General features: G+C 66.6%; 14 protein-coding genes. 6 read left to right on the top strand and 8 right to left on the bottom strand.

All coding sequences use genetic code 11. From position 1 onward, the window contains the following. Positions 1-73: 73 nt before the first annotated feature. Complete coding sequence (locus tag H535_RS0110885) at positions 74-640, top strand: hypothetical protein (protein WP_026819569.1); 567 nt, start codon at positions 74-76, stop codon at positions 638-640. Positions 641-672: 32 nt separating this feature from the next. On the opposite strand, the gene trhO is transcribed toward H535_RS0110885, so the two are convergent. Beyond that, on the bottom strand, positions 673-1,557 hold the full coding sequence (trhO, locus tag H535_RS0110880) for an oxygen-dependent tRNA uridine(34) hydroxylase TrhO (protein ID WP_026819568.1): 885 nt from the start codon (positions 1,555-1,557) through the stop codon (positions 673-675). Positions 1,558-1,655: 98 nt separating this feature from the next. Here trhO and H535_RS0110875 point away from each other — a divergent pair, with 98 nt between their 5' ends. The 4 genes from H535_RS0110875 to H535_RS0110855 all read left to right on the top strand — a co-directional run bounded on the left by H535_RS0110875 (position 1,656) and on the right by H535_RS0110855 (position 7,358). Further along, the gene (locus H535_RS0110875) at positions 1,656-4,022 is read left to right on the top strand and encodes a DEAD/DEAH box helicase (RefSeq protein WP_026819567.1); all 2,367 of its coding nucleotides are present in this window, start codon (positions 1,656-1,658) and stop codon (positions 4,020-4,022) included. Between the two features lie 32 nt (positions 4,023-4,054). Further along, a complete protein-coding gene (locus H535_RS0110870) occupies positions 4,055-4,852 on the top strand; it encodes a putative protein N(5)-glutamine methyltransferase (protein ID WP_026819566.1) in 798 nt (265 codons plus the stop codon). Between the two features lie 203 nt (positions 4,853-5,055). After that, the gene (locus H535_RS0110860; RefSeq protein WP_026819565.1) at positions 5,056-5,754 is read left to right on the top strand and encodes an ABC transporter ATP-binding protein; all 699 of its coding nucleotides are present in this window, start codon (positions 5,056-5,058) and stop codon (positions 5,752-5,754) included. Next, complete coding sequence (locus H535_RS0110855) at positions 5,751-7,358, top strand: DUF6297 family protein (RefSeq protein WP_026819564.1); 1,608 nt, start codon at positions 5,751-5,753, stop codon at positions 7,356-7,358. Before H535_RS0110860 ends, H535_RS0110855 begins: the two co-directional genes overlap by 4 nt. Positions 7,359-7,549: 191 nt before the next feature. Here H535_RS0110855 and H535_RS0110850 read toward each other — a convergent pair whose 3' ends face one another. The 7 genes from H535_RS0110850 to ssd all read right to left on the bottom strand — a co-directional run bounded on the left by H535_RS0110850 (position 7,550) and on the right by ssd (position 12,949). Next, positions 7,550-7,930: an Rv3654c family TadE-like protein gene (locus tag H535_RS0110850; RefSeq protein ID WP_035769162.1), complete on the bottom strand. Its 381-nt coding sequence runs from the start codon at positions 7,928-7,930 to the stop codon at positions 7,550-7,552. After that, positions 7,930-8,427, bottom strand: a complete 498-nt coding sequence (locus H535_RS29630; protein WP_211236576.1) for a TadE family type IV pilus minor pilin — start codon at positions 8,425-8,427, stop codon at positions 7,930-7,932. The genes H535_RS0110850 and H535_RS29630 overlap by 1 nt, the downstream gene beginning before the upstream one ends. An 11-nt stretch (positions 8,428-8,438) precedes the next feature. After that, complete coding sequence (locus H535_RS29925; protein WP_035769159.1) at positions 8,439-8,888, bottom strand: DUF4244 domain-containing protein; 450 nt, start codon at positions 8,886-8,888, stop codon at positions 8,439-8,441. Positions 8,889-9,022: 134 nt separating this feature from the next. Next, entirely contained in the window at positions 9,023-9,640 is a 618-nt protein-coding gene (locus H535_RS0110835; protein WP_155838656.1) for a type II secretion system F family protein, read from the bottom strand. Further along, complete coding sequence (locus tag H535_RS0110830) at positions 9,640-10,503, bottom strand: type II secretion system F family protein (RefSeq protein ID WP_051299031.1); 864 nt, start codon at positions 10,501-10,503, stop codon at positions 9,640-9,642. Before H535_RS0110830 ends, H535_RS0110835 begins: the two co-directional genes overlap by 1 nt. Beyond that, positions 10,500-11,717 carry a TadA family conjugal transfer-associated ATPase gene (locus H535_RS24845; protein WP_081416599.1) on the bottom strand — a complete coding sequence of 406 codons (1,218 nt, stop codon included), beginning with the start codon at positions 11,715-11,717 and terminating at the stop codon, positions 10,500-10,502. Before H535_RS24845 ends, H535_RS0110830 begins: the two co-directional genes overlap by 4 nt. Continuing rightward, entirely contained in the window at positions 11,714-12,949 is a 1,236-nt protein-coding gene (gene ssd / locus H535_RS0110820) for a septum site-determining protein Ssd (RefSeq protein WP_081416598.1), read from the bottom strand. Before ssd ends, H535_RS24845 begins: the two co-directional genes overlap by 4 nt. A gap of 134 nt (positions 12,950-13,083) precedes the next feature. Between ssd and H535_RS0110815 the strand changes: the two genes are divergently transcribed. Continuing rightward, positions 13,084-14,820, top strand: a complete 1,737-nt coding sequence (locus H535_RS0110815) for a bifunctional 3'-5' exonuclease/DNA polymerase (RefSeq protein ID WP_026819559.1) — start codon at positions 13,084-13,086, stop codon at positions 14,818-14,820. The last annotated feature ends 10 nt before the right edge of the window (positions 14,821-14,830 follow it).

The following is a 14,830-nucleotide window of genomic DNA, read 5'->3' as shown; positions in this document are numbered from 1 at the left end:
AACCGTGGCGTCCGCTACAGGCCCCCAACTTGTCGTCAGGCGCTTTCCAGACGCGGCTGTTAGAGTCTGCGCCATGTTCACCAATTCCACACGCCATCGCACCCTCATTGCCGCGATGACGGGTCTGCTCGTCTGCGGAATCACCGCGTGCAGTCCCGGCGGTGAACCAGACGCAGAGACCCCCAAGACGACATCATCGCCCTCCACAACGTCCCAAAGCCCGGCGCCGACCACAGATCAAACGTCCACGCCGACGCCCGATCCAACCGCCCCCGAACCCGGGGAGACCCCTGAAGCGGGCGGCGTCAAAGTCTGGGCGACCGAAACCCTCGGACGCGAAAAGGGCATGTACTACGGGCACGGCTGGATGGGCACCGCCGACACCCACACCGCTGAGGCACCGGTCCCGGCCGGGCCCTACGGCGTCACCCTCGCTTGCCAAGGCACAGGGAGCGTCGATGTCGTGATCAGCGAAGGCGCCGATGCTCCCGACGACGCCAAACCCACCAAGGAAACTGTTACCTGTTCGGAGACCACAACGGTCGCTGTCAGCCTCGAAACTTCAGGGATGGAGCTGGAATTCACCGCCCCCGACGGCATCCACCTGTACGCCTACAAGATTTTCGAGCGCACCACGTAGCCCGCCCGACGACCGCGACATAGCCCGTCCGGCTACGCGGCGCAGCCATCCGGGCAGCTCCGGTCTCCGTCGGCCGTGGCGCAGCCGGAGCAGAAGAGCTGCAGGTTCCGGCAGGCCGGGTTGGAGCAGTTCTCGAATGTGGAGGTCCCGGTCCCGCAGCGCACGCATGCGCCAAGCGTTTTGGCGTGATCGCTGAACTCGACGTGCATCCGCCGGTCGAAGACGTACAGCGAGCCTTCCCATAAGCCGTCGTCGCCGTAGGTTTGCCCGTAACGGACGATGCCGCCGTCGAGCTGGTAGACCTCTTCAAAGCCGCGGTTGCGCATCAGCGCCGAGAGCACCTCGCAGCGGATGCCGCCTGTGCAGTACGTGAGAACCGGACGGTGCTTCAGATCGTCATACTTGCCCGATTCCAGTTCCCGGACGAAGTCGGCCGTGGTGGCGGTATCAGGCACGACGGCGCCGCGGAACTGGCCGATCTGCGCTTCGAACGCGTTGCGGCCATCGAAGAACACGACGTCGTCTCCGCGCTCATCCACCAGTTCGTGGACCTGCTTCGGGGCCAGGTGGGTTCCCCCGCCGACGACGCCTTCCTCATCGACCTTCAATTCGCCGGGCGCTCCGAAACTGACAATCTCGTCCCGGACCTTGACGCTGAGCCGGGGGAAATCGGCGGCCGAGCCTTGTGACCACTTCACGTCGATGTCCCGGAATCCACGGTATTGACGTGTGGTCTTCACGTATTGTTTGACCGCGTCCAGTTCTCCGCCCACCGTGGCGTTAATGCCGTCCCCGGAAATCAGGATGCGGCCGGTCAGCCCGTATTGCTCGCACAGCGCCCGCTGCCACAGCCGGACCGCGTCGGGATCGGCCACTGGGGTGAAGCCATAGAAGAGAACAATCCGGTGCAAAGCCACCGGTTAAGCGTACCCGTCAGCCGTTAAGGGTGCCGTGTGCCGACGCAGCGGGACACTCGTGTGACGTCACGTGCATGCGCAGGTGGCAAAATGGGCTCGTGGCACTTCATGATTCCCTGATTCCGTTGCTGGGCGCCGGCCCGGAGCCGGAACAGCTTTTGTCTGTGCACGAGATCGCAGCCCGGGACGCCGTTGGGGCCGGGTGGCCGCAATGGGCGCACGCCGACGTCGTCGAGTCCTTTTCCCGCCTCGGGGTGCAGGAGCCGTGGAAACACCAGGTGGAGGCGGCCGATCTCGCCCATCAGGGCAACCACACGATCATCGCCACCGGAACGGCTTCGGGCAAATCCTTGGCGTATCAGCTGCCCGCGCTTGATGCCATCCACCGGAGCGGCCTTCAAGAGCGGAACGACCGGGAGGGCCAGGCCGGCACCGCGGCCGGCACGGGCAGCGGCACCGGCAGCGATGAGGCCGCCGCGCTGTACCTGGCCCCGACCAAGGCGCTGGCAGCGGACCAGCTCACCGCCATCGAAGCATTCGCGTTACCCACCGTCCGGGCGGCCACCTACGACGGTGACACGGACATCAGCGAGCGCCGGTGGGTGCGCGATTACGCAAACCTGGTGCTGGCCAATCCGGACATGCTGCACTTCGGCGTGCTGCCCAACCACGTCCGTTGGGCACGGTTCTTCCGTCGCCTTCGGTATGTGATCATCGACGAGGCGCACAGTTACCGCGGCGTGTTCGGATCGCACGTAGCCAACCTGCTGCGCCGCTTGCGCCGGATCTGCGCCTACTACGGCAGCGATCCGGTGTTCATCGGTGCGTCGGCCACCTCGTCCGATCCGCAGAAATCGTTCGGGCGGCTGATCGGCGGCGACACCCGGGCGGTGACCGAAGACTCTTCGCCGCATGGCTCCACCACCGTGGCCATGTGGGAGCCGCTGCTGAGCGGGCACCAGGGGGAGAACGGAGCCCCCGAACGCCGTTCGGTCATTGCCGAGACCTCCGATCTGCTGGCGAACCTGGTCAGCGCCCGCGTGCGCACCATCGCATTCATTAAGTCCCGGCGCGGAGCGGAGACCATCTCCAGCATCACTAAAAGGATGCTCGACGACGTCGACCCTTCCCTTCCCGGCCGGATCGCCGCCTACCGCTCCGGGTACCTGCCCGAAGAACGCCGTGAGCTCGAACAGCACCTGCGCAGCGGGGAACTGCTGGGAATCTCAAGCACATCCGCCCTCGAGCTGGGCATCGATATCTCCGGGCTCGACGCCGTGCTGGTGGCCGGCTGGCCCGGGACCCGAGCGTCCCTGTTCCAGCAGATCGGGCGCGCGGGCCGCTCCGGCCAGGGCTCGGTCGCCGCATTCATCGCCAGCGACGACCCGCTGGACACCTATCTGGTGCACCATCCGGAATCGATCTTCGACCTCGAAGTGGAAGCGACGGTCTTCGACCCGTCGAACCCCTATGTCCTCGGGCCGCACTTGTGTGCCGCAGCGGCGGAACTGCCGCTCGGTGCCAATGAGCTGCAGATGTTCGGCGTCACGGCCGCCGCCGTACTGGACCGGTTGACGGCCGACGGGATGCTCCGACGCCGCCCCGCCGGCTGGTTCTGGACTCACAGCCAAAGCGCGGCCTCCCTGGTCAGCCTGCGGGGCGAAGGAGGAGGACCTGTCAACATCGTCGAAGCCGACACCGGGACGCTGCTGGGCACCATTGATTCACCCCAATGCCAATACCAGGCGCACACCGGGGCGGTGTATGTGCATCAAGGCTTGTCCTACGTTGTCGACGACCTGAACGAACAAGACCATTGCGCCGTCGTCCGCCGGGCCAACCCGGACTACTACACGAGCGCACGGGACGTGACGCAGATTGAAATCGTCGAATCGCTGATCAGCACCACCTGGGGCGATGTGACGGTCCATTTCGGCGACGTCAAGGTGACCACCCAGGTCGTCTCCTTCCAGCGCAAGGCGCTGATGTCCAATGAGGTTCTGGGCGAAGAGCCCTTGGACCTGCCTGCCAGGGATCTGTTCACCAAGGCCGTCTGGTTCGTCACCGACTCACCGTCGCTGACTACTGGCGGGGTCACGGAACCCGATATCCCCGGCGCCCTGCACGCCGCCGAACACGCCGCCATTGGACTGCTGCCTCTGGTTGCCACCAGCGACCGCTGGGATGTCGGCGGAGTATCGACGGCGCTGCACGCGGACACCGAAAAGCCCACTATCTTTGTCTACGACGGCCACGCCGGCGGGGCGGGTTTCGCCGAACGGGGGTTTGAAGCGGCCGATGTCTGGCTGGCGGCGACCCGTGATGCCATCCTGGCCTGCGAATGCGACTCCGGTTGTCCCTCCTGCGTGCAGTCACCCAAGTGCGGCAACCGGAACAGCCCGCTCGATAAGGACGCAGCCGTGAAGCTGCTCAACGTCCTGTTGGCTGCGGCACGCCCGCTCTAGACGATCTGAACCGAAAAACTTAGGACGCCGCCGTGCCGCAAGTCCCACCCGATATCTCGGAGATGACCACCGTGCGCAGACTTCGCGCTGCGGGCTGTGTTTTCGCCGAAGAGGAGGCGCGACTGCTTCTCGGCTCCGGTGCCGGCACCATCGAGCTCGCCCGGATGATCGAGGCTCGGACGGCCGGATATCCGTTGGAGCACATTCTCGAATGGGTCGAGTTTTGCGGGCTGCGGATTGCCGTTGAGGATGGGGTATTCGTCCCCCGTCGCCGCACGGAGTTCCTCGTCCACACGGCCGCTCAGTTGACGTCGCCGGGCGACGTTGTGGTGGACCTGTGCTGCGGCTGCGGCGCCTTGGGCGTGGCGCTGAGCGAGGCGGTGGGTAGCATCGAACTTCATGCGGCCGATATCGAATCTGTCGCGGTCGGCTGCGCACGCCGCAACGTGGCACCCCTGGGCGGATGGGTCTATGAGGGTGACCTCTTCGAACCGCTGCCCGATTCCCTGCGCGGCGGTATCCGGACCTTGCTGTGCAACACCCCTTACGTACCCACCAGCAGCATCGGGATGATGCCCCCGGAGGCCCGGCTGCATGAGCCGCAGGTCACGCTCGACGGCGGCCCGGACGGGCTTGAGGTGCAGCGGCGGGTGGCCGCCCGGGCAGCGCAGTGGCTGGCCCCGGGCGGGCACCTGCTCGTTGAGGCCAGCGACGACCAGGCGCCCGTTGTGGCGGAGTTGTTCGCCGCCGGTGGTCTGCTTCCGCGGACCGTCTTTTCGCAGGAGCTTGAAGCCACGGTCATCATCGGCATGCGGCCGGCGGATTCCTGAGCCCGGTCTGCACTTCAGCCTTCCAGCTTGCGCACGACCTCGACAGAAGCGTCGTCGTCGGAAATTTCCTCCCCTTCCACGGTGAAGCCGCTTTCCAAGACATTCACCTCGATTTCCCGGCCGACTCCTCCGCGCCGGAACCACCCTGACTTCGGGTTAGGCTAAAAGGCAGAGACAGGTATGCAAGAAGGACCAGGGGAAACATGGGATCGACGCCTCAGCGCCACGCTCCGCTGTTGGAATCCGATGCGCTGCTGGCTGGCTATGACGGCACCGCGGTGTGTGGCGTGCTCAGTGTTGAACTGCAGTCAGGGAAGGCGCTGGCCCTGGCCGGAGCGAATGGGAGTGGCAAGTCCACACTCTTAAGGACACTCAGCGGCCGTCAGAAACCCGTCGGAGGCACTGTCCAAATGGACGGCGCATCGGTGGATGAACGCAGTCTGCGCTACCGTCGCAGCGTAGCCGCCGTCTTCGACGATGACGCTTTTTTCCCCGCCTTGACCGCCGGCGAGCATCTGTTGACGACCGCACTCGGACACGGGCGCGAGGATGCGTCCTCCGCCGTCGACAATGAACTCGAATTCTTCGGACTGACCAGCCACGGCGAAGCTTTTCCCCACTCGCTCTCCTCCGGCCAACGACGACGGCTCCTGCTCGCCTCGGCCTTCGTGCGCCCTTTCACACTTCTGGTGCTGGATGAACCGGAACAGCGACTCGACCAGACGATGCGCCGCCGCTTGGCCGAGCGACTAGTCCAGAGTGGCACAGCGGGGGCGGGCATCCTGCTGGCAACCCATGACCCACTGTTGCTCTCTGCCGTTGCAGATCGTTGCGTGCTGTTGGATGACGACGATATGGCTTTCGTGGCACCCGAACGCGCCGCCGAGGTGATTTCCGGGTGAAGGGGGTTCCAACCTCAGCCGAGACCGAGCGAAGTGTCCGCTTCAATCCATCGTCGTTTTCCCGTGTGGCCGCGGCACGGCACCCCGTCGAGAGCCGATGGAGCGTCTTTGCCGGCGTCTACCAGGCTTTGCTGGGGGCAGTTGTGGTGCTTGCCTACGCCGGCGGCCTGCTCCACGGCATTCGTGAAGAACTTCTGGTCACCCCAGGATCGGTACTGACCAGGCCGGTCGTCTCAGACCGGTTCGCACAGGTTCCCACACAGACTGCTCTGGCCATCGTCCTATTGATGGTGGCCGCAGGCGGGTTCGCACTGTTGCTACGTCTCGGCCCGGTGTCGGCCACCGCCGCTCAAGGCTACTGGTGGTTAAGGCTGCCGATCGACCGCCGCAGGGCCCTGGCCCTGCCCGCAACAGGCAAGATGGTCAAGACCGCAGCCGCGGTTGGCCTTGTTTTTGCGCCCATCGCCGCGCTGGCCGGGCCTGTCCATGGCATGGGCTCCGTCCTGCTGGGCAGCGCTACGGCAGCTGCCATGGGGACAGCCGTTTTCCTGGTGGCGGCGTTGGTGCAGGTCGCCGGCTGCAAGAATGCTGCTGCCCGTGTCGCTGGCGTCGTCATTATCGCGGGCCTGCTGGTCCTGCTGTTGCCTCTGCTGACAGCCGACAGTCTGCGCGATGAAATTCTAGGCGGGATACCAACCCAGGTTCTGCTGCTGCTTCCCTCCGGCTGGCCGCTGGTTGTGGTCCATGGCGCGATGTGGCCGGTATGGGTTGCTGTCGGAGCGGTCCTAGCGGGCGTCTGTGCCATGTCCATATTGCTCAACCGGCTGTCGAACTCCGAACTGACCGCCAGCGGCGGCATATCTGGACATACCGCCGGAGCGTTCTATTTTGGTGACTTCAGGGAGATGAGACACGCGCTGAAGTCTGATGCAACGAGCCGGAGATTCCGACTCTCCGGACAACGACCTGCGTCGGCCTTCGCTGTGTTGGTTCGAGCCGACCTCGTGGCCTTCCTCCGCGCGCCGGGGAAAGTACGCAACGTTTTGCTGTTGGCACTGGCCCCGGCCGCCGTTGGTTGCATCACCGGTGTGGGCAGCGCCGTCGTCATGGCCGCCGTATTATTGCTCTGTGGCTGGACGGCTGCATCCACCAGCGCGGTCGTTGCCCGCGCCCATGCCGATAAGCCAGTGCTGGACGGTGTGCTGCCACTGACTCCGGTTCAGACACGGCGAGCACATGCCGTGGTTCCCGTCGTCTGCCTGACCGTATGGGGGCTGATTTCTTTCGGCCTGCTCGCCGTCATGGGACCGGGTAACTTTGAACTGCCGGTGCTTGGTCTGCTGGCCGGCCTCGGATTGGCTGGAGCAGCCATTCGCGGCGCGTTTCAGCCCAGCCCCGACTGGACAACGCTGGGTGGTAGCTCCCGCTACATGCTGATGCCCGCGGGCGTCGAAACCAGCTTCACGCGCGGACCGGACTTCGCGGTCCTCGCTATGTTGCCTGCCCTCGCTACCTTGATCTCCGGCACCACTCCATGGTGGCTATACCTGGTCCAGGCCGGATCCAGCGCTTTCTGCCTCTGGTGGGAAACACGAGCCGATTAGATTAGGACTGATTAAGCAAGACCGGGGACCAGATCAGACGTGTCTCATGCCGCATATCAACAGCGCCTTCCCGCGCGCTGATCACCGCCGAGGACCACCCCGATGCCGCCGGTAATTTCGTCCCACTCCGTCATGCCTCAGTCTCCATGCCCGGTCCCATCTCCCATGCGGTGCGTTTCCAACGGTATAGTTCATTCCAGCTGAGGTGGAAGCCCGCGTCCCTCCGGTGGCGGCCCGGCCCGGGACCGGCCGGTGGCCCGGCCCCAGGGAGGAGGGAGTTGAAGGCCGGTTGTGATGTCGACGATGACACCATTCACCACGTTGCACTCGATGAGCTCGACGTCGTTCTTCGCTGTGACAGTACGCGCAATCGAGCATGGATCCCCCGTGGTAAGGCCCCGGGCCGCATCGGCCGCTGCGAGCGCCGCCAAATCTGCTGCCGCAGCGGTCCGTCCCGCGCCCACAGCCGCCTGCACCACCATCATTAATGCGGCCAACAGGGTGATCAGGACCAGGGCAAGTGCGGCGCCGAGCACCGTTCCTGATCCGCGCTCCGCCGAATCGGTGTTCATCAGGAGGTGTTTCCCCTCAACGGACCGGCCGGCCCCTGCGGCCGCAGTTGCGCAGCAGCGACGTTGGACGAGATGGATTCGCCGGGCGGGGCGACTTCATCGGGCGGGATTGAACCGCCCGGGGTTGAACCGCCCGGTGCGCTCCAGGACGTCTCACGTTTGGCGGCCGCGTCAGCGACCAATGGCCAGGAGACCAAGTCCGCCAGCGGTCCCTCAACCGTTCCGCTCACCCGCACGCGGGCCCAACGACCGGATTCGGCGACGTCCACGTCAGCGCCCGGACCGGCGATTCGCTGAGCGGTGGAAACAACGACTGTGGCAGGTTCGCCCCGGGCCGCTGCCCGGGCCCCGGCCCGGGCAGCTTCCTCAAGCCGCAGCTGGGTCACTCCAACCACCGCGCCCACGAGCAACAGTGCCAGTATGGCGGTCAGGGCAGGCAGCGTCACCGCCAATTCGGCCGTGACGCTGCCGACCTGAGATGTCCGGTGCTTGCGCATCAGTCGGCTCCTCAGCCCAGTGTCAGGGCCTGCTCGATGATGGTCATCAGAAAGCCCCTGACCTCATCGCTTCGGAGGATAACCACCAGCAATCCGGCGAAGCCCACGGCGGCGAGCGTTGCGATGGCATACTCAGCCGTAGCCATTCCGGCTTCCGCGTACCTGAACCTGCTCACCCAGTCCCGACGGCCCTGCTTTGCCGCCGGAACTGATGCCCCGGGGAACAGTTCGACGACGTTGTCCCAGCGACTGCGGACGGTGTCACCGGGCTCATGGACGGCCTCGTCCGGTGTTCCGAATACCGGTTCCGGCTCGGCAGTTGAAGCTGCCGCAGCACCCAGCGGCGCCGCCTCGCCGGAGGCGACCAGGCGGTATGCAGTGGCGCGGCCCGGACCCGCCGTACGGCTGTCCGGTCCCGGGGCCGGTCCGACGGTGCGTGCTTTTCGATATGACAGTGACATCCTTTTTCCTCTCGTTCATGACCGCCAGAACCAGCGGTTGATTAGAGCTTGCCGCCCGGCGGATCACGAAAACAGAGCCGCGATGCCGTAAGTGGATGACATGGACACCTGCCCTGCTTGTGGAGGTCAACTCCCTACCCCAGGGCCGGCAGCAGGGCCAGCAATACGGGCAGGACTCCAATGCACACGAAGGCGGGAAGGGAACATGTCCCCATGGGCAGCACCAGCTTCACGCCCAGTGCCGCCGCCCGCTGCTCAGCTTCCCTGTGGCTGCGCCGTCGCAATTGTTGGGCCTGAGCCGACAACAAGGCCGACGACGGCGCACCGGTCGCAGCGGCAAAACTCAACGCGCTCTGGAGTTGAGCGAGCACTAGTTGAGGACCGGTCGCACGTGCAGCTTCCCAGGCTTGGTTCCAACTTGCGCCCAGACGCAACGCGGAGACCACCGTGCGTAAGCTGTTGCCGGCCCGCCCGCCGCTTACTTCGCCGAGGACTTCCAACGCGTGTTCGAGCGAAGCTCCCGCATCGAGCATGGCTGCGGCCAGTTCCAGCAGCACAGGCGCGTCCAGGACGTCGGTTGCCTGCTGCGGCGTCCGATCCATGGATTGACCACGTGCATCGTGATCGGATGGCTGTGCCGCAACCTCCAGCTCCCGCCACCGGTCGCGCTGGCGTATCAGGAGAAGGGCGGCCAGGCCCAGCAGCAACACTATTGTCATGGTCATCATCGCCGGTGCCGTCAGCCATGGCATCACGAAAGCTCCTCGGCAGCGGCCACCATCCGATGTGACCAGAAGCGGCCGGCCACCATCAGCACGGTGCCGGCGGCGAACGCGGCGAGCCCAACCGGCGTGCCGAACAGGATTCCCACCGGGTCAACGCCCATCAGTAGTCCCAGTCCGAGGCCGAACACCGGAAGCCAGGCCAACAGCTTGACCGTCGCACGTGGGCCGGCCAGGGCTGTTTGCCGTGCGGCGTCGGCATCGAGCTCCGCCTCCAGCGCACCCGCGTAGCGGCTTAACAATCGTGACAGCGGTGCACCACTGAGTTCGGCCACATCCCAGCAGGCCGCCAGATCGGCCCAGATGCGCGACATTCTGCGTTCCCGGGGGCCGCCCCTGCTCTTGCCCGGTACCGCGTCCCTGCCATAGCTGCGCAGCACCGGAGCGACGCCGTGGCCCAAGGCAGCCGAGCGGTCCGCCGCACGCAACACCGCCAAAAGCCGGTCCGTGTCCGGATCGAACGATCCGGCCTTCGCATCACCGGCGGATTCCCGGTAGCGGACGTAAGAGGCCGCAGCCTCCGCCCACACCACCTGCGGTGATCGTCCCGCTTCGAGCAGCGAGGCCAGCTGGTGAACCAGCATGGGCATCAGCCACGGATCGGCGTCGCCCGATGCCGGCGCCGCAGGCAGCCACGCACCAGCGAGGCGGCGGACGGCAGCACGAAGACCGGAGCCCTGGCCTCTCTGCCGCCGGCTGCGGCGGGTGATACGCCGGTGAATTGGCTCGCCGTCGGGAGCCGGCCGGGGCGCAAATCGGTGCAAAGGACCCGAACCCAACAACAGCGCGCACGCGATCGCCAGCAGCATCGTGGTCAACAACGCTGTCGTCATGCCACCCGCCCGATCCTGGCCTGCAAGTCCTCCCACGCGCCGGCGCGCACCAACTCGTTCCCATCCCCGGCCACCGCGGCCTTTCGGACAACGACGCCACCGTTGCCGTCGTCGTCAAGCACGGCCACCTCGCCGATCCTTCGGCCTGCGCTGGACCGCTCCACATGGATGATCGCATCCACCGCGCTGAGCGTTTGCAGACCCACCGTCTCCCGGCTCATGCCTGCCAAGGCCCCCAGGGCGGCGAGCCGGGCCGGAACGGATGAAGCGGTGTTGGCGTGGATGGTGCCACCGCCGCCCGAATGCCCGGTGTTCATAGCGGTCAACAGTTCGCGGACCTCTGCTCCCCGGCATTCGCCAACAATCAGCCGGTCCGGGCGCATCCGCAACGCCTGCCGCACCAGCTCGGCCAGATCCACGATGCCGGTGCCTTCAAGGTTCCCGTGGCGACTCTGCATCCCCACAACATGCGAGTGGACCGGATTGAGCTCGGCAGCATCCTCGATCAGCACCAGGCGGTCGGTGGTGCCGCACAGGCTGAGCATTGAGGACAACAGCGTCGTCTTGCCGGAGCCGGTCGCCCCGCTGATCAGGAAGTTCAACCGCCCCGCGATGATGCTCTCCAGTAACGCCGCCATGCCCGGGCTCAGGGTTCCTGCCGCGGTCAGCTCCTGAAGGCTGAAAACCTCCGTGCGCCCGATCCTGACCGAAAGCAGCACGCCCGCCGTCGAGATGGGAGGCAGCACGGCATGGATCCGGTAACCGCCGTCCAGCCGGACGTCTGCGCACGGTGAACCGTCATCGAGCCGTCGTCCGCCCGCCGCCACCAGGCGGGTTGCCAGCGCCCTGACCTGCGATTCATTGGCAAACGCCGTTTCAGCGGGTTCGGCGCCCGCGCCCCGGTCCACCCAGACCGAATCGGCACCATTGACAAAGATATCGGTGACCGCCGGATCCTTCACCAGCGGCTGCAGCGGACCGAGTCCAGCCAGCTCGGCCCGGATCCTCTCCACGGCGTCCAAAGTGCCGGCCGTTCCCAGCAACCGGCCGGTGGACTGGACGGCTTCGGCCACCCGGGAGGCGGTCACCGGCCCTGCCTCCGACATCACGGATTCGCGCACCGCGGAGACCAACCGGTCATCGCCGGCCGGCTCCCCACCGGCGAACGAGGCGCTCCCGCGATGCCGTGCCGCTCGGTCGCGCGGCCGGTTCATGCCGCCCCCTGCCAGTCCTGCCCCGGAAGCTCATCCAGCAGAGTTGTTGTCATGCGGCGCACGCCGCGACGGGCCGCGAATTCGAGCAACTGGCCGTTTTCAGCCGCGGCAGGAAGACCGCGCATCGACTTCCAATACGCCGACAACTCAATCCCCACCGAATCCGCCACCAATTGTGCGTCCGCTCCGGCCCGCAACGGTCCGCGGACCACCAGCGAGATGCCTTGATGCTGGAAACGGAACCGCAACTGCCGTGCGGCGGCTGCTGCACGCACCTGGGCCGGCACCACCATGATGAGGCTGTCACACGCTAGTTCAGCCGCCTCCAGTCCACCCTCGCCCCGTCCGACATCGACCACTGTGAGGTCGTAACCGCGCCGGGCCGCGGCGAAGACCTCGTCGCTGACTTCAAGCGGCAACGGCGCCGAGGCAGCCGCCTGCGGGTCGGCAGCCTCTCCGGCACGGTGGGACAACAGCGAAAACCCGCCGGTTTCGGGCAGCGAACTGTGCAGCTGGGACGGATTAATGCTGCCCCGCGCTGCATGCATATCCTCCCAGCGGATTCCCGCCGTCTGCTCGGCCCCCAACGCCACGTCCAATCCGCCGCCGAGCGGCTCAGCATCCACCAACAGCACGCGATTGCCGCGTTCGCCGGCTGCAGCGGCCAGCCAGCACGCCAAGGTCGAGGCGCCTGCCCCGCCGCAGCCGCCGATGACTCCAAGCACATGGTGCGCCGGCTCGTGCCCGTCCAAGGTAGTGAGGTACTCGGCAAGCCATCCCGCGGCTTCGGGCAGCACGGCGACCCGTTCCGCGCCCAACTGTGCCGCCTGCTCCCACAGGGCGTCGCCTTCACCGGCCAGCCCGATCAAGATGGATGACGTGCCGCGCCGCACATGGTTTTCCGAAATATCGCTGCCCACGAGGATGGTGTCCGGCAGAGCCGGACCGGTCCCCAGTTCCTGGACAGTGGAGGCGGTGCGCAGCTGGACGGAAGCCGCAAGTGCGATCCTGCGCACCTCCTCGCGCAGTAAGTCAGAGGCGGTGACCAGGGCCACCTGCGGCCCGTGTTGCTCCGGTGTCCACGCCCGGGCCGTATTCGCCGCCGGTCCCAGGGGCATCCCCGCCCGTCCCGCCGGAACTCCCGCCGGGCGTGCCGCAGTTGCCGAGGTTGCCGAGGTTGCCGATGCCCGGCGGTGGGACCGACCGGAACGGCGCTGGTTCGAGTGTCGCATGGGACAACAATGCTGCCTGGTCCGTGCCCTGCGACAGGCCCGGCGGCGCGGATGTGGACAAGCTGCCGCAATGATCCGTTGTGGAGGACAGCAGCGCGGCGCGTCGCAGAGGGCGCGTCGGAGAGAATGGAACCATGTACCTGATCCTCGGCCGCTTGCCGCACGGCACCGTCGACCCCGCCAGCATCGTCGACCCCGCCGGGGACTCAGCAGCCCCGGACACCTGCCTGCTCCCGCTCAACGACGATGGCTCCGCGGCAGGCAAACCCATCAACGTCCACCACAGCCAGCTGCCCGCCATCGTGCGCCAATATGAGCAGCAGCGGCCCCGTTGGGTCTTCGAGGAGACCCGGCAGTGGTATCCGGAGCTGCTCGCTCACGGCGTCACTATCGAGCGCTGCCACGACCTGTCGCTGGCCGGAGCCATTCTCGCCGCATCTGAGTTCACCTCCGGCTCCCGCTGGGCAGCCCACAACACAGCACAGCACCCCGAAGCCCTGGAGACGGACCGGGACCTGGCCAAGCCTGCAGTTCCGGCTCCGAAGGACCAATACTCGCTGTTCGAACAAGCCCCTCCTCCGGGGGCCGGCGCCGAAGAGCTGGCCGGCAGGCTGAGGGACCAGTTGGAAGCGGTGCAGACCTCCAGCCGGCGTTCACGGACCCAATTGCTGGTGGCGGCCGAATCGGCAGGGGCGCTCGTTGCCGCCGAGATGCAGCATGCCGGACTGCCCTGGAGGGTCGATATCCACGAACAGATCCTGGCCGAAGCCCTCGGCCCCCGTCCGGCGGGCGAATCGAGGCCGGAGAAGCTCGAGCAGCTGGCCGTCCAGTTGCGGGATCTCCTCAACGCACCGGGGTTCAATCCGGACTCGCCCCAGGAGCTGATGCGGGCACTGCACCGTGCCGGAATAGAGGTGAAGACGACCCGGCAGTGGGAGCTGGAACGCCAGCAGCACCCCGCCATCGAACCGCTGCTGCTGTATAAGAAGCTGTCGCGCCTGTTTGCCGCCAATGGCTGGGCCTGGCTCGACGCCTGGGTGCATCGGGGCCGTTTCCGTCCCGAATACATTGTGGGCGGCGTCGTGACCGGTCGTTGGGCCTCGCGCGGCGGTGGGGCGCTGCAGATACCCAAGGTGGTCCGCAGCGCCGCCCGCGCGGATCCGGGGCACCGGCTGGTGGTCGCCGACGCCGCGCAGCTGGAACCACGGGTGCTGGCTGCGCTGGCCCGGGACGACCAGTTGGCAGCCGCGGCACGTGGGCAGGACCTCTATGCCGGCATCTCAGCGCAGGGATTTGGGGAGCGGGCCTCGGCCAAGGTCGCGGTGCTGGGTGCCATGTATGGGTCGACGACGGGCGAATCCGGCCGGCTGATGCCGCAGCTGGCGCGAATGTATCCCGCCGCGGTTGGTTTCGTGGAACATGCGGCACAAACCGGACAGGCCGGCGGCACGGTCAGCTCCTTCCTCGGCCGCAGCAGCCCCGAGCCCTCGAACAGCTGGCGGGCTTCCCAAATGACGACGTCGGCGGCTGAACAGCAGCGCGCCGACAACATGGCCCGCACCCGGGGCCGCTTCACCCGCAATTTCGTCGTGCAGGCGACCGCGGCGGAATGGGCCCTGTGCTGGCTGGCGGAATTACGACGCCGGCTGCGCGCCTCGCGCGCCGACTCACCCGACGAATCGGCTGCCGGGGAACTGGTGTTCTTCCTGCACGATGAGGTGGTGGTGCATGCACCGGCCGCCCGTGCCGACGAAGCCGCCGGTCATGTGAAGGAGGCGGCCGCCGCCGCGACCCGGCTGATGTTCGGCGAAATCCCGATCGAATTCGCGGTTCAGGTCATGACGGTGGAGTCATACGCGGATACGGAATGACTACAGCGGC

This window comes from Arthrobacter castelli DSM 16402 (assembly GCF_000430705.1).
Classification (GTDB): domain Bacteria; phylum Actinomycetota; class Actinomycetes; order Actinomycetales; family Micrococcaceae; genus Arthrobacter_C; species Arthrobacter_C castelli.
Note: the sequence above shows the minus strand (reverse complement) of the source record. Positions and strands in the feature narration are given on the sequence as shown.